Raw genomic sequence first — 21,544 nt, 5'->3', positions numbered from 1 at the left:
CCTAACTAGGCTCTGAGCTTGCGGTTCCCTCTGCGGACCCTCTGGCAGTCCGCAGAGGGTCCGCAGAGTTGTTGATCAAGGGGCTCATGGCGACCTCGACGGCGGCCCGTGTCGACTGGTCCGAGTCGGGCCAGAGGTGACCGTATGTGTTCAGCGTCGTCGTGGCCTTCGAGTGCCGTAGCCGCTGCTGGACCACCTTCACGTCAGCGCCGGACGCGATGAGCATGCTCGCGTAGTAGTGGCGAAGATCGTGGAACCTGAATTCCGGCGACAGCCCCGGTACCTGCTTACGGATCCGGCGCATGTGCCGCTCGACCTTCCACGGACCCAGCTGGACGGCGTCGTCGTCGAGCAGGACCCACCCGTCCGTGCGGCCGTCGAGCAGCCGCTTGAGCTCGCCGACGAACACGTCCGGGATCGGCACGGCCGCCATACTCGACTCCGTCTTGAGCGGCACCGCCGGGTATTGCACCGTCGGTGTCACCGTCATTACGTCGAGGTCGACGTCGACCAGGCGCAGGCCGCACGCCTCCGCCGTGCGCAGGCCGGCGAACGCACCCAGCAGCAGCGCGGGCCGGTACTTCGGTTCTGCGGCCTCGTACAGCTGCCACAGTTGCGCGTCCGTGCAGACGTATGGGCGCTGCTTCCCGGCGCCCGGCGAGGTCTCCCGGGAACACGGGTTGGCACTCAGCTTCTTGGCCCGCACTGCGGCCCGCATCACCTGCGACAGGCGACTGTGCAGCGCGAACCGGTAGGACTGTGAGACCTTCTCGCGCAGCAGCCGGGCCATCCACCGTTTGACGGCCATCTCGTCGACCGCCATCAGGGTCAGGGGCCCGAACTCCTCGCGGATCTGCGCCAGGTGCACCCGGGCCTGTCGCACGGTCGACTCACGCTTCGCGTAGGACTCGATCCACAGATCGCACCACTGATCGACCGTGAGTTTCTTGTCTTTCGGGTCGACGTAGGTGTTGGTCACCAGCGCGGCCGTAACCTCGTCGAGCCAGCGCTCACCGTCGATCTTCCGCTCGAAGTGCCGTGCGTGCTCCTTACCCGCCAGGTCCCGGTACCGGGCCCGCCACTTGCCGTTCGGGCGCTTCTTGATGCTCTTGCTGGCCACTCTCAGACCTCTCCCCAGTGCTCAGCGGATCCGCTGATTCTCGTGCGTGTGGCAGGCGGACGGGCAAGGCGTGGACTCCTCGTTGACGGCGAGCGCGAACTCCGCGCACACCCAGCCCGTCGGCGGCTGCCCGGGGCCGAACTGGCGCCTCCAGCCCTTCGCCCCGCGGACGATGCCGCGCTCGGCCTGCCAGTCCTGGCATTCGTGCTGCCAGGCCCGCCAGACGGACATAGCCGCACACCAGACGTCTCCGGGATGGTCCCGTAGCGACTGCAGGGCCGTCTGACGGTACCGGTCCGGGTCGAACGGTCGCAGATACTCCGGAGGCTCGTCCGTGGACGGCGGGGGCTGTAGGCGCCTCACGCGACGGACCCCCGGATTCCGTAGCTCTTACGGGCCGCCCCGCGTCGCTGCGGCCGTTCGTCCGACTCGCCTTCCGGCAGGCGCACGGAAGCCAGCATGCGGGCGAGCACAAGCGACTGCTGCCGCTGCTCGACAACGACCGGATTCGAGATCCGGTCACCCTTCTGGTTCACCACCGTCAGCCCGCCGGCCGCAACCTCCGCCGACAGCCGGTCCAGCAGATCAGCCGTCCGGCACGCCTGCAGCAGAAGCAGCTGCTCGTGCACGTCCAGACCGAACACGGACGTCACGGACTCCCACAGACGGGTGCCCGACTCGCCGAGTTCCTCCGGTGCTTTCTGCATTCCAACCTCCCGATGTGTGACGGCAAAACACCGCCTGACCTGCATGTTTCCCGGTGCCGGGAAGGTTCGACGTTCGGCCAGCGACCCAATCGGCACCCCATCGCCCAGACGTTTCCGCAGCTCAGAGGGTCGCCTAAGGGTCTTTTTAGGGTCCACGCACAGCGAGGTGCTAACGTGCCCGATCCGCAGATCCGGATGATCTTGGGGTCCTCCCCCAGGGGCGATCATCCGGATCAGTTGGTGCTGCTGGCCGTCTTCCGCTGCTCGCCGAGCAGTCGCTCGAACTGGGTGCGGTCGAGGCCGTGTTCGCCTGCCCACTGGTCTTGTGCCTGCCGGTACTTCTCGCGGGCTCGGAGCGTGGGTAGCCGGATGCCGGGTTCGACGTGGGGCATCCAGTGCTCTTCCTGGTAGGTGGCGAGGTGGTCGGGGATGCGCATGTGGTGCTCCTGGTCTGTGTGTTGGGTGGGCGCCCGGGTGCCGCGGCGTACCGGGCGCCCTGATGGCCACGCGCAGAGCCGAAAGGAGTAAAGCCCTCTGCGCTGCCACCTCTCGCTTTCCAGGCGAGCGGTCTGTCAGTACCTGGCCGTGAGCCACGCCTCGGGGTCCTGTGCGATGTCCTGGTGTACGGGTACGTCGATGGCGGGCTGCAGGTGTCGTACGCTGCGGCCTGCCTGCCGGGAGGCGCGGTCGAGGGCGCCGGCGATGATGACGCCCGCGCTGACGTATCCGATCTTGCGGCCGTCGACGTACACGGCGTCGCTGCGGCCCATGCCTGCGTCGGCCCAGCCGAGCCCCGCGTGTTCGTCGGATGCTTCGCTGGACTGGGGTACGCCGTCTCGTCGCATGGCTGCGGTGGCCTGGCCGATGAGGGTCTGCCTGCCCGCGCACGCTTCGATGAGGGCGGCTGCCGCAGTCTCGATTTGCCGCATGGCGTCGAGGGCGGTGTCGACGTCGCCGGCCTGCTCGAGGATCTGGGCCTTGAGGAGCTGCAGCCGTTCCTGTCGTTCGGCCTCGATGCTGGTTTCGGCGGTCTTCACGGCGTGGCCGATGGTGAGGCTGGCGTGCTCGACAGCGAGCGCGGCCGTGCCGAGTTCCTCGGCGGTGACCGACCCGGGCCCGTGGTCGAGGATCTTCGCCTTGAGTTGGTCGAGGGTGGCGGTCGCCGCGGTGAGCTGCTGCTCGGCTTCCTGGATGGTGACGGTCTTGGTCATGGCTGGCTCCTCAGGCTGCGGGCGGAAGGTCGGCGGGCGGCTGCTCGGTGGTGGCCGTGGTGTCGTCGGCGGGCGGCTGGTTGAAGAAGTTGGCGGCGGCCTGGTCGATGCGGCGGGCTGCGTCGAGCGCTTCGTCGCCCTCGTGGCCAGCGTCGAGGGCGGCCACGAATGCGATCACGCTGGGCGCCTGACCGTTCATCAGGGCTTGGAGATAGGCGGGGTCCTGCTGCGCGCGCTTTTTCTCAACCGAGCGATCGTGCATGGCACGGATCGGGTCTTGAGACATGGTCAGTTCCCTTCGGGGAGTTCGAGGTGCGGGCACTGCCCGCCGTGTACGTCGGTGCACTGGGGAAGGTGGAGGGCGCGGCACAGCCGGGCGCCGCATCCGCGGACGCACGGTTTGCCACGGCCGGCCTTGAGTGGGCGGTCGCAGACTGCGCAACGGTGACGGGAACGTGTCACTGCCTGTTACTCCTGTCCGCCTGCTCGGCAAAAACAGGCTCTCTTGGGAGCCCAAGTGCGTACCCCCTGCCATGGGGGGTACCACATGCCGTTTGAGCTGCGACGATTGTCTGACGCGTGGGGGTACGCACGTATGCGTACCCCCAGCCCTCAACCCTGGGGGGTACGCGCTGCTGCGTACTCCTTGCTGATGACCGTTGAGCTGCGACGTTTCCCCTGACTGGAGGGGGTACGCATGTGAGCCGGAGAGAGGGACGGTTTTCCTGTGACGTATGAGGCTCACGTCACTCTCCGTCCTCGTCTTCCGGGGCGGCGAACACCTCGGGCTTGAAGATGTAGAGGCGGACCTGGCCGCCGTTCATCTTCTTCTTGGCGAGGTAGGGCGGCCGGTACGAGTCGTTCTCGACCAGCACCGCTGCCTCTCTCCAGCTGGGGATTACGGACTCCAGCTCGTACCCTGCCCGGCTGAGTGCTTCTTTGAGTCGCTGCGCCAGCAGACCGACCGTGGTCTGCTCGTCGACGTCCAACTCTCGCCCGATCCATCCGGAGAATGGCGGCTCGTTGTCGGTGCCCGGCGCCCACAAGGAACGCCGGTTAGATGCGACGTACTCCCGGACGACGTCGAGCGCCATCTCGCCCCGGTTGTCGGTCTGGTCCGACACGGCGAACAGTCGGCGCCAGACGGGCATAAGCGGGCTCGGGAAAGGGACGATGCCCCATTCGTGGCCGACTTCCGCAGCGAGGGCGAGAACGGCCACCAGGGGCGCGCGCCGGGCCGACATGTCGCTGTCATACCGGTGAGCTTCCGTCAGTTCCTTGTGTCGGGCGACCAGGCGGCGTTTCCCGTCCCCCGCGGTGGTGTCGAGCAGCTTCTCGACGAACCGCGGGCCGGCCGTGCCGTAGTGCTCGGCGCAGCCGTCCCGGACGTCGACGGCGGCCGTGGCGGACTCCGGTCCGTCCGTGCCGAACGGCGCCTCCTTCACAGTGAGGACGCGGGCCCCGGCGCCTTGGTCGGTCGTGAAGGTGAGGACCGACTGTTCCCCCGTCGAGATCATGACGGTTCGCCACGGGAGACCGGACGGCCAGCCACCGCCACGGGCCTGGCCGTGGTTCTTCGGGATGGAGTACAGCAGCGCGTGCACCAACTCCGGATCGCGCACGAGCTTGGTCTCGTCGAACACCACGGGCAGACCGTTGACCAGGTTGAGGCGCTTCTCGGCGGCGAGCATCGTGGTACGCCACGAATACATGCCGTCCGCCCGCTCGCTGGGGTCTGCCCAGACGCTCATCCCGGCGCCGGCCGCCGTGGTCTTCCCGCGGGTCGACCGGCCGCTGATGTCGACGGTGAACGAGTTGACTCCGACCAGTTCCAGCAGTGGGGCGGCGAGAGACGCGTACAGAGCCATCTGCGCGGCCGGGTACGCCTCCATCGGCTTCACTGCGGCCTGCCAGCCCTCGAACGTCCCAGCGGGGGCGTGCGCGGCGAGCGCTGGCTTCTGCTCGTCGTACTTGACCTCGACACGGTGCGGGGAGTCCTGCGCGGTAACGAATGTGCCGTCCTTCTGCCAGCCCAGCTGTCGGGCCAGATGAACGCGCGGGATCTTCCCCTGGTTGATGGACTCGAACGCTGCGAGGTAGCGCTCGGCGAGTTTGGCGTCAGCCTCGATGACGGGTAGGCCGGCATCCCCGAGCGTGGCCACCAGGATGCGGCCCCGCCTAACGACGGAGCGCTGCACGGTCCTGGTGACGACCTGGCCGCGGTCGACCCACGCCAACTCGACGGCCTGGTCGCCGATCGGGTCGACATAGACGGACCGGATGACCAGGGGCGACCACGCGATGCGCACGTCGATGAACGTCTCTTTGGCCACCTGCTTCTCGACCCACACTCCGCCGTAACTGATCTTGTAGCCGGTGGGCATGCGGACACCCTCGGGAACGAGGCCATGACGGTCTGTCCATTCCTCGGTTCCCTGCTCGGTCGTCGCGTCGCTCATACCCGCACCCCCCGCTCGGCGGAGGCGACGGTGCGGCGGGCTTCGGCCTCGCCCAATCCGACCTGGATGGCCGCTCCGACGAGCTCGGCCTCGGCGTCGGCTGCGGCGATATGTCCGTCGCGTGCGTGCGCCCAAGCCTTGCTGGCAGCCCAGTAGAGGGCGGAGTTCCGGTTGCCCTGGGAGGACTTGAGGACGACGTCGACGAGACCCTGCAGTGTGCGGGTGGAACTGTCGACGGACATAGCCGCCAGCCGACGCTGTGGCTGCGGTCGGGGCGCGGGCGGCAGCATCAGGGCGAGCAGCTGCTCCGGGATCGGCTGAGGCTCGATGTAGCCGGTCTTCGGGTGGAAGACGTACTCGCCATTACGGCCGACGCTGCCGGGGCCGACGAGGTAGCCACGGGAGCTGCGGACGTCGATGCCGGGACCGAGGCGGCCGACCGAGTTCGGTACGACGGTGCCCTCGGGGATGGTGCCCCACAGGTGCAGTCCGTTGTTCGGGGTGCCCACGGTCGTGGTGTACGGGATCGGGAAGCCGTGCTCACGGGAGAGGCGGTTGAGTGTGGCGACGCCGTCGACCCCGTTCTTGCGGTCGAGGTCGAGGCCGACGAGCCGGCCGCCGCAGGCGATGCCGTAGCCGACCGCCTTCGGCGCCTGGTCAAACAGCCAGTCGAGCACGTCGTGATCGTCAGTGGCGTCGCCGACTCCGTGCCCGGGGGCACCGCAGAAGGCCATGCCGGGGCAGGTGTGCCCCTTCTCGTGCGGAGAGCGGATGATCGGGATCTTGTTGATGCTGAGGGGGAACCCCCCGTACCCCCAGTCGAGGGCACGGTGCGCAGCCGCCCGTGCCTTGCCGTGGTTGCTCACGCTGCCCCCTTCCGCTTGGCTTTGGGCTGGAGTTGGTAGGTGGCTCCGCAGGCGCCGGTGACGTCGCCGAGGTGTACGTGTCGGTGCATCTGGCGGCAGTTGGGGCAGCGGGCGAGGAACTCGGTTCGGCCGCGGGTGACGAGTACGAGCGGGCGGGCTGCGGTCTTGGCGGCCGGTGCGGCGAAGAGTGCGGTCTGCTGTGCGTTGCCGGGGGTCTGCGTTACCGTGTTCGCAACAGACCTGCCACCGCGGTCTTCACGAACCCGGGATGTTTCGACCATCCCGGGTTCGTTGCTGTTTCGGGTCATGCTGCGGCGCCTCCGGCCTGCTCGGCGTCCCACCGGTCGAGAACGTCCGGGTCGTACAGGACGCGCCGGCCGCGCTTGACGCCTTCGGGCAGGTAGTTGATGTGCCGCCAGTAGCGGACCGTTCCCGGCGCCACGCGGTAGCGGCGGGCTACCTCCTCGGTGGTCAGGTACTTGTCGATGCGTTCTTGAAGCGTCGTGCGTGCTGCGAGGTCCATGTCGCCTCTCGGGATGTGTCGCACTTAGCCAGGGTCGTCATGACGGCGCCATCGCGACACCCGGCAATGCCCTTGTTATACATGAGGTTGTCGCGATGGCGCCAGCATGTTGTCACCATGGGGCCATCACGTTGACTGGCGTTGGGATCGGGCATACCGTCGGCCCGTGATTACTGACCAGGACCTGCCGAAACCGTGGCGCGTAGTCGCCTCCCCGATCACTCAGGAGAGCTCCAGCCAGCTGGATGCAGTCGCGGGGCTGAACACGGGAGTTGAGGATCCGGTCTCGTGGGATCTGATCGAGAACTCCGAGAGTGGTCGGCGCCTGATGCTGCGGTTCGGTGTCGACGACAGCGGGATCGTGATTACTGGCGTCTACGTGCCCGGTCCTGACGCGGTCGGGATCCGTGAGTTGCGGCTGTTCCCGCTTGCCGCCATCGAGGCGGCCGTGCGGTCCCGGCGAGCTACTGCCGGCGCCACGGTGCAGGCCGCGGTGATGGCTGGCCCCGGTGACCCCCACGAGGGCCCCCTCGGCAATCCGACCGGCCCGGACGACACACAGTTCTTCGCGCGGGTCGCACTCCGGTATCTGCGGGTCGCCGCCAACTCGTCGCGGCCGGCCACGGACTTGGCGAAGGCTGAGGGCGTAACGCCCCGGACGGTTCAGCGGTGGACGGCTCGGGCTCGCGAGCTCGAATTGCTTCCGCCTGGTCGTCCTGGCCGCTCTTCCTGAGCGAGAGAGGGAGGCGGCGAGGGGGGAGGCCAGGACCCCGTTTCCCAGGGTCTCGGCGGTCCTCCGAACCCCGCCTCCCTTGCCTCCCTGACTGGCCATTTCCGCAGGTCATGTACAGGGAGGCAGGGCGGGGAGGCGGGTAGGGAGAACTCCCCTACTCTTCGGTGCCTCCCTCGTCGTCGAGGACGTCGTCCCGGGCGGCGATGGCGTCGAGGATCCGGTCGAGACCGACGTGCATTTTGCCGCCGTTGGTCTTGTACTCGCCGTGTCCGGCGTCGTCCAGGACGGCCTTGAGGTCCCGTGGTGACCACGAGCCGTACTCGACGGGGTTGCGGTCCTTGAGGCCGTGCAGCACGTCCAGGGTGAGCATCTTCGTCTCGTGCCCGAGGACGGCCGCGATGTCGGCGAGGTGGTCGACGGGGGCGAACGCGGGAGCGTCGGCCGGCCCGCCCTCGTACATCTGCATCGCCCGCTCGACGACCGGCGTGACCTCGTCGATGCCTGCCTCTTTCCGCACGAAGTAGGAGCGGATCAGCCCGGGGGTCTTCCCGAAGCCGGCGGCCATGGCGGTGCCGACGTCTTCACCTGCGACGAGGGTGGTCGCCGAATACCCGTTTTTATGCATGCCGGTGCCGAGGATCGCGTCGTTGCCCTGGTGGTCGTTGATGGCGAACGCGACCCGGTGGGACACGGTCTTGGAAATCCCGCGCGGCAGGCTCGCCGCATCGGCATCCGGGGTGATCCACAGCAGCATGATGGCCGTCTTCCTGGCCTTCTTGGTGACCTTCAGCGCCAGTTCCTTGGCTTCCTTGCCGTACTCCTTGTGCGAGAACAGCTCGTGAACCTCGTCGAACACGACGATCCGGGGCCGCATGGACGGGTCGCGTTCCGCCATCTCCCGAGTGACCTTGGTGTCCGTGCCGAGGCGTTCCAGTTCCTGCCCACGACGGGACACCTCACCGGCCAGGGCGCGCAGCGTGTCCATAGCCGCGACCACATGCTCGTCATCGTCGCCCTTGACCAGGCTCCGCAGACGGGGCCGCATCGGGTCGTAGTCGGAGTTGTACGCCAGGACGTGCACGTCGATCTCAACCAGCGGGTCGAGCATCGCGCCGAGGAGCAGGGCGACGACGAGCGATGATTTCCCCGAGCCCATGATCCCGGCGATCAGGTAGTTCGCTGCCATCAGCCGCCCGATGACCTGCTCGCCGCGGGCGTTGAGCGCGACGGGCACGCCCTTGAAGAAATCGGTCGTTCCCTCCGTCAGGAGCGGCCACGGCGGTACCGGCTTGGTGAGGACGCCGGGGTCTGCAACCCACAGGTCCAGTACGCCGGCCTGGTCGCGTGGCTCGGTCGGCCACACCTCGATGGGCTTGCGCAGCAAGTTGTGCGCGAGCGTCTGCTTCTTGTCGGCGATCATCTCGACGGGCACGCCCTCCGGGAGCTGCAGCTGCGCGTGCCAGCCGTTCCCGGACCGGATGGACGGCTGTACCCAGCGCGGCTTCCAGCCCTCCTTGATGACCCTGTTCAGCGGCGCAATGCCCAGGTTGCCCAGGGCCCGCATGATGGCGTTCTCATCCGGGACGACGTCCCGCTCGTCGCCGTCGACGGGCAGCGCCCACGTGGGTGCGGTGTGCTGGTTGCGGCCGACCGCCCAGGCGCCGGCGAGGGCGAGGAACGGCAGGGCCGCCAGCAGCGGATCCCAGATGACACCGGCGATGAACGCAGCCCATCCGACCAGCTGCACCACGGTCTTGATGGGAGTCAGGACGTCGTGCACGTCGTGGTTGGCCCAAGCCAGCAGGATGCCGAGCATCAGCAAGAGGCCTGCGGTGCCGGCCGCGCCCATGGCGATCGCTTTCGGGGCGTTCACGGCCATCTGCAGCATTTCGATACGCCGCTTCTGCCGGGCGGCCCGGTAGGCCTGGGAGCGTTGCTCCCACTCCCGGACAAGCTCTTCGTTCCCAGATGCTTCGGCGATGCGCATCATCCGGTCGTGGCGGGCGGTGGTGCGGGAGTCCCAGGCCCGTCGGGTGAGGATGCGGGCCCCACCCCAGGTGTAGGCGCCGTGCCGGACGACGGCCCGGTATCCGCTGTTGGTGCGGACCTCGACGACGACGCGGCGCAGTGAGTCGATGCGGATGCGGCGGCGCGTACGGGGCTTCTCCTCGACGGCGGCCGGCTCCGTCTCGGCCGACGGTTCGGGGGCGAGCTTGAGGAGGGACACCTGCGGTCGGGCGTGCCCGTTGATCTGCTCAGGGACTGTGTCAGTCATGCTGGTCTCTCCGGTCGTTCAGATGGGCGGTCCGGGGCCCGGGGCGGCCGGCTTCCTTGGCCGGTGACGGCCGCCCCGGGGTATGGCTACTGGTAGCGGCGCAGTTCGCGTTCGACGCGGCGGGCGGCCTGCTCGTGCTGCTGCATTTCGGTGCGGGCGGCCGCACGGTCCCTGCCGCGGCTGGTGCGCATGCTGGTCTTGGCTGCGGCGGCGGCCTTGCGGGTGTCGTCGAGGCGGCGCTCGAGGGCAGCGACCTCACGGGCGCCGCGCTCCTGGGCGCGCTCCTCGATGCGGTCGACTTCCCGCTTCACCTTGTCGTCGATGGTGTCGACGTTGCGGTCTCCGGCCAGGGACTGCTTCGCGGCCTTGGCGACCAGCCAAGCCAGCCGAACCTTCTCGCCTCGGGAATAGGAACTGGGCATGGTCAGGCCTCCGTGGTGGTGTCGGGCAGGGTGGCGGCGAGGGCGGTGGCGGTGCGGGCGACGCTGGCCCACAAGGCGCCGGCGGCGGCGTGCGCCTGTGTCTCGTGGGGGCGTCCGTAGGCGGCGGTCCCCGCGCGCTTGGCATGGAGGACGGCCTCACGCAGCGCGTGGGCGGCGGTGTCGAGGCAGTATCGGCGGGTGGTCGGCTCAGACACTCTTGCTCCCGTTGGTGATGGCGTAGATGGGGATGCTGCGCTTGAAGCCGTCGCTGCGGCTGACGGTGGCGTATCCGCCCTGGAGGCCGACGACCGTGCAGTTGTGGCCTTCGTGGCGGACGGTGCTGCCCATGAGGCGGGCTTCGGGGTGTTGGTAGTCCACGGGCTTGCGCATGCGGGCCTCCTGGTCGCGGGCCGGGCTGTCCGGCCCTACCGCACCTGCCGGGAGGGAACCTCTTGTACGACGTACAAGAGGTTCCGCCCCGGTTGGCACGGAAGGGCAGGTCAGCGGCGGGGGTAGCCGTGTCCGGCGGGCGGGTAGGGGCGGGTGGCCTTGTCGCCCATGAGGCCGTCCATGACGACGTCTGCGAACGCCGAGTCGTCGGTTTCGAAAGCGGTGTCGGCGGCGTCGAGGAGGCCGCGGGTGCGGGCGTCGTCGTGGTCGGCGGTCTCGGTACGGCGGAAGAAGCCCATGGTCAGCGGCCCTTCCGTTGCATGTCCTGCCACAGGCGGCGCAGGATGAGGAAGCAGCCAGTGGCGCAGCACGCGGCGATGGCGAGCGCGATGGACGCGAAGGCAAGGCCGATGCTGCCGACGCAGACGGCGCCGCCGATCGCCAGCCACTCACCCGCGCTGCGGCCTGTCCGGGCCTGGTGCTGGCAGGCCGGCTGCTGGACGGGCTGCTGCTGTGCCAGCTTGGCCAACTCCATTGCGGCAAACGCCAGTTGTACGGCGGCCGTGTCGGTCGAGGCTTCCCGTACTGCGGCCTCGGCCTTGTCGAGGGCGTCACTCATCGCGCCCGCCTCCGGATGCAGGGCAGCTGGACACGGACGGCCAGACCGAGGGCAAACGCCACCAGGACAGGCTTTGCGAGGATCGCCGCAACCACGGTGACGACCAGGGCGAGGAGCTGCGGGAAGACCAGCAGCAGACCCAACAGGGCGCCGAGCAGTACCCACTTCATGACCGGGCCTCCACTACTTCGCGGCGCAGTTCGGTCGCCTCACGGCGGGACAAGCCGAGTTCGTCCTGCAGTGCCTTGATGGTCACCGGGCGGCGAGTCGACCTGACCGCCTCCCGGTGCAGGCTGCGGGCCTTACGGCGCAGATCGGACGGGGTGAGCGTGACCGACTCGGTGACCACCTGCCGGGCCGTCTCGGCGGGTACTGCGACGGTCACCTGATCGGTCTTCTCTGGGGAGACGGACTCCCACAGGAACGGCGCGGCCGTCAGCGCGGTCGCAGTCGGGATGACCACCGGGGCAGGCTCCGGGGCAGGCGGAACCTCGTGGATAACGTCTACGAGGTCGGTCACCTCGGGCGCCGTTTCATGCTGGATAACATCCAGCTTGATCGGCTCGGAGTGTCCGGCGAGGCGTTCGTGTACCTGCCGCATGATCGCGGCGAAGGCGAGCAGGGCAGCCACCGGAGGTACGGCGGCGACGATGTACTCCATCCGGTCCGCACCCGCACCCACGCCAGCCACGTTCAGGGCGATGGAGCCGAGGGAGCCGACACCAGCGAGCAGGTAGGCGAACCAATCGAAGCCACCCCGCAGGGCCGCCCGCAGGATCAGCAGTTCCCCCGCGACGATGAACAGGTCTACCGTGCCGGGCCACGCCCACGCCCGGATGCCGTCGAGGCCGTTCGCGTCGGCGACATCGTGCAAGTGCTCGTAGCTCAGCCAGAATGCGGCAGCGGTGAGGGCGACGGTGACCACGGCGGCCCCAGACGCCAGACCCTGACGGGCATCAGCGTTCTTCATTCGCCTACCTCCTTCAGGGCGGCGCGGGCGACGAGGTGGCCGCACAGGTTCATCCCGTGCTGGTCTCCGAGCCGCTGTGCGGTGATCAGGTCGGCGAGGATCGCCGGAATGTTCAGGGCCGGCCGGGCCGACCGGCACACCGCACGGATCGCGGCGTGCTCGGTCGGGCGCGGGATCGGGTAGCGGCTCACCGCGGCCGCTCCTCGGACCGCTTATTGGCCTCGGCGACCTTGCGGGACAGCTCGTCGCGCTCGGCGTCCGTCAGCCGGTGGATCGTCGAGGCGGTCACGACTGCCCCCTGCGGATCCGGTCCAGCTCGTTCGACAGGCGGTAGAGGCGGCCGGCGTGCAAGGCGACCTCGGCGGCCAGCTCCCGCAGCTGGTCGGGGTCGAGGGGCGGGAGATCCTCGATGTCCGCCACCGGGTACGGCTCGGGCTGCAACTCGCCGAACGGCGCCCACGAGATACGGGCGGGCAGCAACTCGAACGTCGCCCAGTCCGTCTCCACCTCGGCGGCCACCACACGGCCCTTATGCGTGATGTCCGCCCTGTAGCCGACCGGCTCGCCCGCATGCCCGATGCACCACGCCGGCTCGTCGACGGTGACGCGGCCGTGGTCGAGGGTGTCCAGGGTCACCGTGGGCCCGTCGCCGCCAACAGGCCGCGCCGTAGCCGCCTGGTCCGGCTTCGGGAAGTGCCGCTCGACGAAACGGCGAGCGCGCTCGTCCTCGTCACTCATGCCTGACCCCCACGGACCCGGCGCAGCGACTCGTCGGCCTGCGAGCGGTTACGGCGCTGACGGCCGGCGAGCGCGTTGGACTGGCGGGCAGCCTGGGCCGCACGCCGCACGTCCGCCGCCATCGCGATCAGCTCGTCAGCGGCACGCTCCGCCATCTCCGGCGTCAGGTAGCAGGTGCTCCCGGCATGCCCGTCGTCGATGATGACGTGCGCGTCGCGCAGCGCCGCGTCCTCGGCGAGCGGGTCGGAGTGAACCCGGGTGAGCAGTTCGATGACCGCGTCACCGGGCTGCAGGATGGAGTCGGTGCTCCATCCGGTGAAGTCGGAGTAGTGGTCGACGTCCTCCAGGGCGTGGACCCACAGGTCGACGTGGTCGATGTTGCACCAGTCGGGGTCTTCGATGAGGACGGTCGTCTGACGGCCGGGCCAGCCGACGACGGCGGGCACCATCCGGTGAGCCGGACGCGGCATGGACTGCTTGGACATGGAGATCACAGCGTCACCGCCAGCTCGCTCGTCGGGATGCCGCGGGCGGCGAGGTACGCGGCGAACGCGGTACGGGAGACGCGGAAGGTGCCGCGGCCCGAGCCGACGCGGTACGCGTCGAGGCGGCCCGCGGTGATCTCGCGGTAGACGGTGGTCGAGTCGACGCGCAGGGCGCCGGCGATGTCCTTGACCTTGAGCGGTTCGCCCTCGGGAACCTGCGTCAGGGCAGGCGCAGTAAGCTCGTGCTGCATTCGGAGACCCAATCTCTCTGATGCGTTGGCCTCGACGGGCCTGGTGTTGCGAGCACCGGGACAGCCCCGTCGGGGCCTTTGCGTTATCTCGGGCAGAGCTGAACTTGCGGCTTGTGCAGAAAGTGCCGCTAAAGAAGAAGGTAGAGCGCTCTACCTTCAAAGGTCAAGCGCTCTACGGAGTATCTTGAAGAAAACACGGAGCGCTATACCTGGAGGAGGTAGAGACCATGGTCGACAAAGACAGCGCCGGATACGCCGACATCGCCGCGCACTTCCGGAAGCTCATCGAGGACGGCAAGCTGCAGCCCGGCGACACCATGCCGCCTATGAGCCAGGTGAGGGAGCAGTTCAGCGTCAGCATCACCACCGTCAACCGCGCTTACCGACTCCTCAAGGACGAGGGACTAACCACCCCCCGACCCGGCGCCGAGACCGTCGTCGCCGAACGTCCGAACGTGGCCGCCACCGCAGCGGCCCGGCTTGAGCGCATCGCGCGCACCGGGGAGACCTACGCCCCCGGCGAGACGTCCATCAACCACACGGCGCACCTCCGCTCGTGCCACGACCCGATGGTGGCGGATCACCTTGGCATCGAGCTTGGCGACGAGGTCATCGTGCGCACTCGAGTCTTCCTACGCGACGACAAGCCGGCCGTGGCCGCCCTGTCCGTCATCCACATGCGAGCCCTGGCGGACGTGCCCGAGCTGCTGCAGCCGCGACCGTTCGAGCGCTTCTGGCAGGAGATCTACAAAGAACGCACCGGACGCCAGACGACCAAATCACCCGAGCGGCGTACCGCCCGTCTCGCCGCGTCCAACGAACTCGACATGCTCGACATCCACGTGCCGGAGACTGCAGCCGTGCCGGTCCTAGTACTGGTCAACGTCTTCCACGACGACGACGGGCCGCTCGAAGTGTGGGAGGACATCTATGCGCCGGGCCTGTGGCAGGTCGAGGGCGAGAAGCCATAGCGCCACAACGCAAAAGAGGCCCCCAATCTGATCACTCAGGGCGGGGGCCTCTCTCATGACAGTGCGTGTCCGTTAGCGGTCCGCAGACAGTCCGCAGGACATTCCAACGCACTTGATATTCATCAACGTGTGCCAACACTCAAATACCCAGGTCAGCGCAGTGCACACGCTTCGCCGCAGGTAGCAAAGGTGCCGTTAGAGTTCGAGCTGTATTTCGACGTGTGAGTCGGCCGGCGCCGTCAGGTGCCCGGTAACGGTGTACGTCAGCGCCCTCGCCCCGGTTCGCCGGTGCGGGGGCGCTGTTGTCGTGTTCGGGACCGGTCGCACGGGCCGACCGGGGCGGTGTCAGAGGGGCGCACTATTCTGAAGGGACCTCGCACAGGCATGGGATCGCACACGACACGAAAGGCAACGGGGATGACGGGGAAGTCCGAACACGACGACAGCGAGCGGGAGTTCGACTACCGGTGGGCGCGCGACGCCCCGCACAAGGAGCCTTCCGCCCGGGCCCGTATGCTCGCGGCCCGCTGGAAGGAAAACCCTCCGGAGCCGGTGCCGTTCCGGGGTGAGCCCGAGGGTTCGGGGCCGCGCAGATCGTCGTGGATATCGACGGCGGTGGTCCTCGGCTGCGTCGCCGGGGTCATCCTGCTGCTGGGGTACGCGCAGTTCCGGGCGCCGTACTAGTACCGACGCCGACGCCCGCGAGCCGGGTGCCGGGGACGCGGCAGCCGGCGAAGACGGGACGGTCGACGTGCCCGAGGGGATCCTGAAAGCGATACTGGTGACTACTCGCACGAGGACGCTCCGGCGCTGCCACATCCGAGTCGGCCGTCCCAGAGGTGAAGGGACCCACGATGTGCCGTTGGATCGCCTACTCGGGTACCCCCATCCTTCTCAGCCAGGTGCTGTTCAAGCCCGCACACTCCTTGATCGACCAGAGCCTGCACTCCCGTATGGGGGTGGAGACGACCAATGGCGACGGCTTCGGCCTCGGCTGGTACAGCGAGAACGGCGAGGACGCAGCCGCCACCCCTGCTGTCCTGCGTGACGTGGGCCCGGCGTGGAACAACCGCAATCTGCGGGAGGTCGCCCACCACGTCCGCTCGGGTCTCTTCTTCGCCCATATCAGGGCGACGACCGGGACAGCCGTGCAGCAGTCCAACTGCCACCCCTTCCGCTACGGCCGGTGGATGTGGATGCACAACGGGATGATCAACGGGTTCCCCGTGCTCCGGCGTGACCTCGCGCTGGCCGTCGATCCGGCCCTGTATGCCGACATCGAGGGTTCCACCGACTCCGAGCTCATGTTCTACCTCGCCCTCACCTTCGGCCTGACGGAGGATCCTCCCGGTGCCGTGGCACGCATGGCGGGCCTGGTCGAGAGGAAGGGCCACGAGCACGGCATCAAGGACCCCCTTCAGATGACCGTCGCGGTGGCCGACGGCGAACGGGTGTGGGCCTTCCGCTACTCCAGCGAGGGCCGCTCACGGTCGTTGTTCTTCAGCACCAGGGTGGACACCCTGCGCGCGCTCCACCCCGATGCCGAGTTCCTCCGTGAGGTCTCCGACGAAACCCGCCTCGTCGTGTCCGAGCCGCTGGGCAACCTTCCCGGCGCCTGGAACGCGGTGCCCGAGGGCAGTTACGGCGTCATCCAGCCGGGCCACGATCTGATCCGTGCCTTCCAGCCCGACCTCCAGGGCGCCTCGGCCAGGAGCTGACCAGCACTGCCCGGGGTGGGCCCTGACGGACTGCGAGGTGACAGCGGTGCCGGAGACCCATGCGAACGCTCGGGGACCGACCCTTCCCATCGTTTCGACCGTTCCGTGCGCCGACCCTCTGGGAGACCCGTTTCTGCGCACCCGGTTCGCCCTGCCCGCGCGGCCCGCCACGTTCCTGCGGCGGCAGCGGCTCGTCGACCACCTCCACCAGGCTCTCGGGACCCGGCTGACGCTGGTCAACGGCCCTGCCGGGGCCGGCAAGACCCTGTTGGCCGCCGACTGGGCCGCCGGGCTGCGGTCACCGGTCGCCTGGCTCACCGTCGAAGCGGGGGACTGTCGTCCGGGGGTGTTCTGGGCGTACGTCCTTGAGACCCTGAGCGCGTGCGGTGCACCGGTGTCCGACGCGGTCGGGACCCCCGCGGACGCTTCCGGGGTGGACCGCAGGCTACTGGTGGCGCTCGCCGCCGAACTGAACGACCGGGACCGGCCCCTGGTCCTCGTACTCGACGAGTTCGAGCGCGTGACCACGCCGGAGATCTCGGAGCAACTGGCGTTCGTCCTGCACCACGCCGGGCGGGGCCTGCGCCTCGTCCTCGTCACCCGCACCGACCCGCTGCTCCCCTTGCACCGCTACCGGGCGGCCGGCGATCTGACGGAGATCCGCGCCGCCGAACTGGCCTTCACCCCCGAGGAGGCCGTCGCACTGCTGCAGCTGCACGGTCTGCGCCTGCCGGTCCACGCCGCCGAGGTCCTGGTGGACCGCACCCGGGGCTGGGCCGCCGGCCTGCGCCTGTCCGCCCTGGCCGCTCGGGAGAGCGCCGACCCCGAGCTCTACCTGAAGGAATTCGAGGCGGACCGAAGTACGGTCGCGGACTATCTGCTGGCCGAGGTCCTGAAGGTCCAGACGCGGGAGACACAGGACCTCCTGCTGCGCGTGAGCGTCCTGGAGCGTTTCTGTCCCGATCTGGCCGACGCACTGACCCTCCGGGCCGATGCCGAGCCCATTCTCGCCGGGCTGCACCACGAGAACGCGTTCGTCGAGCCTCTCGGCCACTCGTGGTACCAGCTCCATCCGCTGTTCGGAGAGATACTCCGGGCTCATCTGCGGGTACGCCTGCCGGGCGTGGAGCCGGAACTCCACCGGCGGGCCGCACGTTGGCTGCGCCGTTCCGGATATCTGCCGGAGACCCTCGACCACAGCGCCGCCGTGGGCGACTGGGACTTCGCTGCCGGTTCCCTCATAGACGACCTCGCGATCGGCCAGCTCTTCACCGGCCTGCGCTCGGACGTCCTGGACCGGTTGTTCTCGCAGATGGGGTCCGAGGCCCGGAGCCCCGCCACCGACCTCGTGCGCGCCGCGCGCGATCTGTCCCGGTGCGACCTCGAACACGGCCAGGCACGCCTTCGCCACGCCGAGGAGCGACTGGCGGACGACAGCCCCGGCCTGGCGGCCGCCCAGCTGAGCTGCGCGCTGCTCGAAGCACTGGCCGCACGGCTGACCGGGTGTCCCCCACGCGTCGAGAAGGCCGCCGAGGCGGCCGGTGAACTGCGGCAGGCGGTCCCGGCGCACCTGTTGGACAAGCATCCCGAACTCACCGCTCTCCTGCTGACCCATCTGGGCTCGGCACGCCTGTGGGCCGGGCACTTCGAGGAGGCGCGCGCTGTCCTGACCACGGTGGCCGGTACTCCGGGCGGCGCCGCCACCCTGCTGCCCCGGGAGGAGTCGATGGGGCACCTGGCACTGCTCGACTATCTGAACGGCTGGCTCGGCCGGGCTGAGCGCAAGGCACTGGCGGCGGTGTCGGAGGCGGAGCGGGGCGGCCAGGACCAGCAGCCCCGCTCCGGCATCGGACGGCTGGTCCTGGCCGCCGTGGCTGTCGACCGCCACGAGCTGGGCCGGGCCCAGGCCCTCCTCGACGAGACGACCCGGCTCCCGTCGGGAACGCGTGATCCGGTCCTGGCGGCGGGGCTGACCCTTGCCACAACTCACCTCCTGTTGGCCAGGGGCAAGACAGGAGCCGCCGCCACGGCGGCGGACCCGGCCTTCTCCCCCGCGGTGCCCTCGCCCTGGGCGGCAAGCCGTGAACTGCTCGTCTCCTCCGCCGCCCACCTGGCCGAAGGCCGGCCCGACGAAGCCGTCGAGGTGCTTGAGAAAGTCGCCGTCGACCAGCCGATGTGCGCCGTGGAGGCCGCGGCGATCCAGCTCGCCACAGGGCATCGCGGGGCGGCCATCGACCTGCTCGACAGCATCCGCGCCGAGGGGCGGACCGGGCCCGGGGTGACCGTGCGGGCGGCGCTGGTCAGGGCTCAGAGCGCGGAGAGGGCAGGAGACACCGCCGTTGCCCGCAGGCTCGTGGCACAGGCGCTCCTCGACGCCCGGCGTGAGCGGCTGCGGCGTCCGTTCCTCGATGCCGGGGCGTGGATCCGGCCCCTGCTGGCCACGGCTCCGCTGCAGGGGCTGGCCGCGGGCTGGCTCACGCCCGGCTCGCCGCGCCACGACGAATCCCGGCCGGATTCCCCGCCGCCACCGCTCGTCGCCGCGGAGCTGAGCGGACGCGAGCAGGATGTGCTGGAGCGACTGGCCCGGATGATGTCGACCGAGGAGATCGCCGTCGACCTCTACGTGTCGGTGAACACGGTGAAGACCCACCTCAAGAGCGTCTACCGGAAGCTGGCGGTGAGCCGGCGGGGCGAAGCGGTGCGGCGCGCGCGGGAACTCCGGCTGCTCTGAACGCGCGTCGGTGCCCGTTGTTCCCCCGTGGCGGGTGAGGCACCGGACTCGTACTTCGGATGCGATGGGAGGGGCGGCGGACGGCCGACTTTGCGAGGTGGACGCGGTGAAGCACTGGCGGGCTCTGATCGTCCTGGGCGCGGCCCAGTTCTTGATGGTCCTGGACACCTCGGTCATGAACGTCTCCATCAGCCAGCTGGTCGAGGACTTCGACACCGAGGTCACCGCCATCCAGGCCGTCATCACGCTGTACGCGCTGGTCATGGCCGCTTTCATGATCATCGGTGGCAGGTTCGGGGACATCCTGGGGCGTCGCCGCATGTTCTTCATGGGGATGGTCGTGTACGGCGTGGGGTCGGCCCTGACCGCCGCGGCACCCACCCTGTGGGTCCTCACGCTGGGCTGGTCCGTCATCGAGGGGCTCGGAGCCGCCATGGTGCTGCCGGCCATGGCCGCCCTCGTCGCGGAGTCGTACCACGGGCGGGACCGGGCCGTCGCCTATGCGGTCATCGGCGGGCTCGCCGGCGCCGGGATCGCGGTCGGCCCCCTGTTGGGCGGCTGGGTGACCACGTATCTGACCTGGCGGCTGGTCTTCGCCGGAGAGGTCGTGGTCGTCGTGGCCGTCCTGCTGTGCCGCCGGGTCATCGCCACGCCCGCTCCGACCGGCCCGCGCCCCCGGCTGGACTGGGTCGGCGCGGTCCTGTCCGCGGCCGGGCTGGGGCTGGGTGTGCTCGGGGTCCTGCAGAGCAGCACCTGGGGATGGGTGCAGCCCCGCAATCCTCCTTTCACCGTCTTCGGCTTCGCCCCTACACTGTTCGTCGTAGGCGCGGGTGTGGCTGTCCTGGCGCTCTTCCGCCGGTGGGAGCGACGGCGGGACGAAGAAGGCGCCGACCCCCTCTTCCACCTGTCCCTGCTGGGCAGGCCCGTGCTGCGGTCCGGCCTTCTGACGCTGCTGAGCCAGAACCTCATCCTGCTGGGGCTGTTCTTCACCATCCCGCTGTACTTGCAGGTGGTTCAGGGGTTCAACGCCTTCGAGACGGGCCTGCGCCTGCTCCCGGTGTCCGCCACCATGCTCATCACCTCTCTGTCCGCGTCCTCGCTGGGGCGGACGATGGGACCGCGCCGGGTGGTCCGGCTGGCCCTGCTCACCCTGGCGGCGGCCATCGTGTGGCTGCTGGCGACCATCGACCCGGTCATCGACGACGCCCAGTTCGCCGGAGCGATGGCGCTGCTGGGCGTGGGCGTCGGCCTGCTCGCCTCGCAACTGGGCAACGTCGTCCAGTCCAGCGTCGGCGACGAGGCACGCAGTGAGGCCGGAGGGCTTCAGTTCACGGCACAGAATCTGGGCTCGGCGCTGGGTACCGCTCTCATCGGGTCGATCCTCATCGGTGCGCTGGCCCACGCCTTCACCACGCAGGTGGCGGACAACCCGCGTCTGTCGGAGGAGACGCGGCAGCAGGTCGGTGTCGCTCTTGAGGCCGGGATCGCGTTCGTCCCGACCGATCAGGTGCGCTCGGCGGCCGAGCGCGCCGGGTTGCCGCCGTCCGAGGTCGACGCCGTCGCGGACTCCTACTCCTCCGCGCAACTGGACGGTCTGAAGGCGGCGATCCTGGCCACCGGCGGCATCGCTCTCGCCAGTTTCCTGGTCACACCACACCTCCCGACCGCACGGGAGACCCGTCCGCGCCGCTCGGAGCCGACGCTTCAGCCGAGGTGACCGCATCGACGCACCCAGTCCGGAGGGAGTCGCCGGTGTCCAGAACCCGAACAACGCACACACCAACGACCACGACCGGCCCGGCCTCGGCCCACAGAGCGCGCAGGGCCGAGCACCGGGCCGTGCACCGGGCCCGAGCGGACTACACGGGCGGCGTCTACGGATCCATGCTCGCGGCCTCCGTACTGATCGGCGCCGGTTCCCTGGGCTCGTTCCCCCGCACCGAACTCGTGCTGCTTCTGCTGCTCACCGGGGTGGTGTTCTGGATCGCGCACGTGCACGCCCAGCTGTTCGGGGCGCGCCTGGCACAACGGGCGCTGGACCGCCGGGTCGTGCTGCTCGTGTGCCGCGACGAGTGGCCGATCGCCAAGGCCGCCGTCCCGCCGGCCGCCGCGGTGGCGGTCAGCCCGGTCCTGGGACTGGATGTGCCCGGTGCCCTCTGGCTGGCTCTCTCGGTCGCCGTGGCCGGTCAGGTGGGCTGGTCGGTGGCCGCGGCGCGCCGCGCCGGTGCCTCTCGGCTGCTGCTGGCCGTCACCGCGTCGGTCAACCTGGTGCTCGGCCTGCTGATCATCTCCGTCAAGATCTTCCTGACGCACTGATCCGTGGCGTCCGTCGTCCGGCGCCGGGTCACCTCTCCC

The 21,544-nt window shown here is 69.3% G+C and carries 29 protein-coding genes; 7 read left to right on the top strand and 22 right to left on the bottom strand.

Annotated features, from left to right (window positions below; all coding sequences use genetic code 11):
* Position 1: 1 nt before the first annotated feature.
* From PV396_RS41970 to PV396_RS41925, 10 genes are all read right to left on the bottom strand, one after another.
* Positions 2 to 1,120, bottom strand: a complete 1,119-nt coding sequence (locus tag PV396_RS41970) for a site-specific integrase (protein WP_319213633.1) — start codon at positions 1,118 to 1,120, stop codon at positions 2 to 4.
* 21 nt (positions 1,121 to 1,141) lie between these two features.
* Positions 1,142 to 1,351, bottom strand: a complete 210-nt coding sequence (locus PV396_RS41965; RefSeq protein WP_319213632.1) for a hypothetical protein — start codon at positions 1,349 to 1,351, stop codon at positions 1,142 to 1,144.
* A gap of 128 nt (positions 1,352 to 1,479) precedes the next feature.
* Positions 1,480 to 1,827, bottom strand: coding sequence for a hypothetical protein (locus tag PV396_RS41960; protein ID WP_319213631.1), 348 nt, complete (start codon positions 1,825 to 1,827; stop codon positions 1,480 to 1,482).
* 233 nt (positions 1,828 to 2,060) lie between these two features.
* Positions 2,061 to 2,264, bottom strand: a complete 204-nt coding sequence (locus tag PV396_RS41955; protein WP_319213630.1) for a hypothetical protein — start codon at positions 2,262 to 2,264, stop codon at positions 2,061 to 2,063.
* Positions 2,265 to 2,399: 135 nt separating this feature from the next.
* The gene (locus PV396_RS41950) at positions 2,400 to 3,038 is read right to left on the bottom strand and encodes a hypothetical protein (RefSeq protein ID WP_319213629.1); all 639 of its coding nucleotides are present in this window, start codon (positions 3,036 to 3,038) and stop codon (positions 2,400 to 2,402) included.
* 10 nt (positions 3,039 to 3,048) lie between these two features.
* A complete protein-coding gene (locus PV396_RS41945; RefSeq protein ID WP_319213628.1) occupies positions 3,049 to 3,324 on the bottom strand; it encodes a hypothetical protein in 276 nt (91 codons plus the stop codon).
* Positions 3,325 to 3,784: 460 nt separating this feature from the next.
* Complete coding sequence (locus tag PV396_RS41940) at positions 3,785 to 5,497, bottom strand: DUF927 domain-containing protein (protein WP_319213627.1); 1,713 nt, start codon at positions 5,495 to 5,497, stop codon at positions 3,785 to 3,787.
* On the bottom strand, positions 5,494 to 6,363 hold the full coding sequence (locus tag PV396_RS41935) for a bifunctional DNA primase/polymerase (protein WP_319213626.1): 870 nt from the start codon (positions 6,361 to 6,363) through the stop codon (positions 5,494 to 5,496). Before PV396_RS41935 ends, PV396_RS41940 begins: the two co-directional genes overlap by 4 nt.
* Positions 6,360 to 6,671, bottom strand: coding sequence for a hypothetical protein (locus PV396_RS41930; RefSeq protein WP_319213625.1), 312 nt, complete (start codon positions 6,669 to 6,671; stop codon positions 6,360 to 6,362). The genes PV396_RS41935 and PV396_RS41930 overlap by 4 nt, the downstream gene beginning before the upstream one ends.
* Complete coding sequence (locus tag PV396_RS41925; RefSeq protein WP_319213624.1) at positions 6,668 to 6,886, bottom strand: helix-turn-helix domain-containing protein; 219 nt, start codon at positions 6,884 to 6,886, stop codon at positions 6,668 to 6,670. Before PV396_RS41925 ends, PV396_RS41930 begins: the two co-directional genes overlap by 4 nt.
* A gap of 166 nt (positions 6,887 to 7,052) precedes the next feature.
* Here PV396_RS41925 and PV396_RS41920 point away from each other — a divergent pair, with 166 nt between their 5' ends.
* Positions 7,053 to 7,619: a hypothetical protein gene (locus tag PV396_RS41920; RefSeq protein WP_319213623.1), complete on the top strand. Its 567-nt coding sequence runs from the start codon at positions 7,053 to 7,055 to the stop codon at positions 7,617 to 7,619.
* Between the two features lie 154 nt (positions 7,620 to 7,773).
* Here the strand turns inward: PV396_RS41920 and PV396_RS41915 are convergent, their stop codons facing one another.
* The 12 genes from PV396_RS41915 to PV396_RS41860 all read right to left on the bottom strand — a co-directional run bounded on the left by PV396_RS41915 (position 7,774) and on the right by PV396_RS41860 (position 13,769).
* Positions 7,774 to 9,894: a cell division protein FtsK gene (locus tag PV396_RS41915; protein WP_319213622.1), complete on the bottom strand. Its 2,121-nt coding sequence runs from the start codon at positions 9,892 to 9,894 to the stop codon at positions 7,774 to 7,776.
* A gap of 86 nt (positions 9,895 to 9,980) precedes the next feature.
* A complete protein-coding gene (locus tag PV396_RS41910) occupies positions 9,981 to 10,316 on the bottom strand; it encodes a DUF6257 family protein (RefSeq protein WP_319213621.1) in 336 nt (111 codons plus the stop codon).
* A 2-nt stretch (positions 10,317 to 10,318) separates the two neighbouring features.
* Positions 10,319 to 10,531: a hypothetical protein gene (locus PV396_RS41905; RefSeq protein ID WP_319213620.1), complete on the bottom strand. Its 213-nt coding sequence runs from the start codon at positions 10,529 to 10,531 to the stop codon at positions 10,319 to 10,321.
* Positions 10,524 to 10,706, bottom strand: coding sequence for a hypothetical protein (locus PV396_RS41900; RefSeq protein ID WP_319213619.1), 183 nt, complete (start codon positions 10,704 to 10,706; stop codon positions 10,524 to 10,526). Before PV396_RS41900 ends, PV396_RS41905 begins: the two co-directional genes overlap by 8 nt.
* 110 nt (positions 10,707 to 10,816) lie before the next feature.
* Entirely contained in the window at positions 10,817 to 11,005 is a 189-nt protein-coding gene (locus PV396_RS41895) for a hypothetical protein (protein WP_319213618.1), read from the bottom strand.
* A gap of 2 nt (positions 11,006 to 11,007) precedes the next feature.
* The gene (locus PV396_RS41890) at positions 11,008 to 11,325 is read right to left on the bottom strand and encodes a hypothetical protein (protein WP_319213617.1); all 318 of its coding nucleotides are present in this window, start codon (positions 11,323 to 11,325) and stop codon (positions 11,008 to 11,010) included.
* Positions 11,322 to 11,495 carry a hypothetical protein gene (locus PV396_RS41885; RefSeq protein WP_319213616.1) on the bottom strand — a complete coding sequence of 58 codons (174 nt, stop codon included), beginning with the start codon at positions 11,493 to 11,495 and terminating at the stop codon, positions 11,322 to 11,324. The genes PV396_RS41890 and PV396_RS41885 overlap by 4 nt, the downstream gene beginning before the upstream one ends.
* Positions 11,492 to 12,295 carry a DUF2637 domain-containing protein gene (locus PV396_RS41880; RefSeq protein WP_319213615.1) on the bottom strand — a complete coding sequence of 268 codons (804 nt, stop codon included), beginning with the start codon at positions 12,293 to 12,295 and terminating at the stop codon, positions 11,492 to 11,494. The genes PV396_RS41885 and PV396_RS41880 overlap by 4 nt, the downstream gene beginning before the upstream one ends.
* The gene (locus tag PV396_RS41875) at positions 12,292 to 12,486 is read right to left on the bottom strand and encodes a hypothetical protein (protein WP_319213614.1); all 195 of its coding nucleotides are present in this window, start codon (positions 12,484 to 12,486) and stop codon (positions 12,292 to 12,294) included. The genes PV396_RS41880 and PV396_RS41875 overlap by 4 nt, the downstream gene beginning before the upstream one ends.
* A 94-nt stretch (positions 12,487 to 12,580) precedes the next feature.
* Positions 12,581 to 13,033, bottom strand: coding sequence for a DUF6907 domain-containing protein (locus PV396_RS41870; RefSeq protein ID WP_319213613.1), 453 nt, complete (start codon positions 13,031 to 13,033; stop codon positions 12,581 to 12,583).
* Complete coding sequence (locus tag PV396_RS41865; RefSeq protein ID WP_319213612.1) at positions 13,030 to 13,518, bottom strand: DUF6907 domain-containing protein; 489 nt, start codon at positions 13,516 to 13,518, stop codon at positions 13,030 to 13,032. The genes PV396_RS41870 and PV396_RS41865 overlap by 4 nt, the downstream gene beginning before the upstream one ends.
* 5 nt (positions 13,519 to 13,523) lie before the next feature.
* Positions 13,524 to 13,769: a helix-turn-helix domain-containing protein gene (locus PV396_RS41860; RefSeq protein ID WP_319213611.1), complete on the bottom strand. Its 246-nt coding sequence runs from the start codon at positions 13,767 to 13,769 to the stop codon at positions 13,524 to 13,526.
* 227 nt (positions 13,770 to 13,996) lie between these two features.
* Here PV396_RS41860 and PV396_RS41855 point away from each other — a divergent pair, with 227 nt between their 5' ends.
* The 6 genes from PV396_RS41855 (at position 13,997) to PV396_RS41830 (ending at position 21,505) form a co-directional block, all read left to right on the top strand.
* Positions 13,997 to 14,740 carry a GntR family transcriptional regulator gene (locus PV396_RS41855; protein ID WP_319213610.1) on the top strand — a complete coding sequence of 248 codons (744 nt, stop codon included), beginning with the start codon at positions 13,997 to 13,999 and terminating at the stop codon, positions 14,738 to 14,740.
* Positions 14,741 to 15,157: 417 nt separating this feature from the next.
* Entirely contained in the window at positions 15,158 to 15,424 is a 267-nt protein-coding gene (locus PV396_RS41850; RefSeq protein WP_319213609.1) for a hypothetical protein, read from the top strand.
* Between the two features lie 170 nt (positions 15,425 to 15,594).
* Positions 15,595 to 16,458 carry a class II glutamine amidotransferase gene (locus PV396_RS41845; RefSeq protein ID WP_319213608.1) on the top strand — a complete coding sequence of 288 codons (864 nt, stop codon included), beginning with the start codon at positions 15,595 to 15,597 and terminating at the stop codon, positions 16,456 to 16,458.
* Positions 16,459 to 16,504: 46 nt separating this feature from the next.
* Entirely contained in the window at positions 16,505 to 19,189 is a 2,685-nt protein-coding gene (locus PV396_RS41840) for a helix-turn-helix transcriptional regulator (RefSeq protein WP_319213607.1), read from the top strand.
* Positions 19,190 to 19,295: 106 nt separating this feature from the next.
* Positions 19,296 to 20,906, top strand: coding sequence for an MFS transporter (locus PV396_RS41835; protein ID WP_319213606.1), 1,611 nt, complete (start codon positions 19,296 to 19,298; stop codon positions 20,904 to 20,906).
* Positions 20,907 to 21,028: 122 nt separating this feature from the next.
* Positions 21,029 to 21,505, top strand: a complete 477-nt coding sequence (locus tag PV396_RS41830; RefSeq protein ID WP_319213648.1) for a hypothetical protein — start codon at positions 21,029 to 21,031, stop codon at positions 21,503 to 21,505.
* Positions 21,506 to 21,544 lie beyond the last annotated feature (39 nt).

The sequence above is a fragment of the Streptomyces sp. ME02-8801-2C genome (assembly GCF_033793965.1).
In the GTDB taxonomy this organism is placed as follows: Bacteria; Actinomycetota; Actinomycetes; order Streptomycetales; family Streptomycetaceae; genus Streptomyces.
The sequence above is the reverse complement of the archived record's forward strand: the minus strand, read 5'-3'. Positions and strand labels throughout refer to the sequence as shown.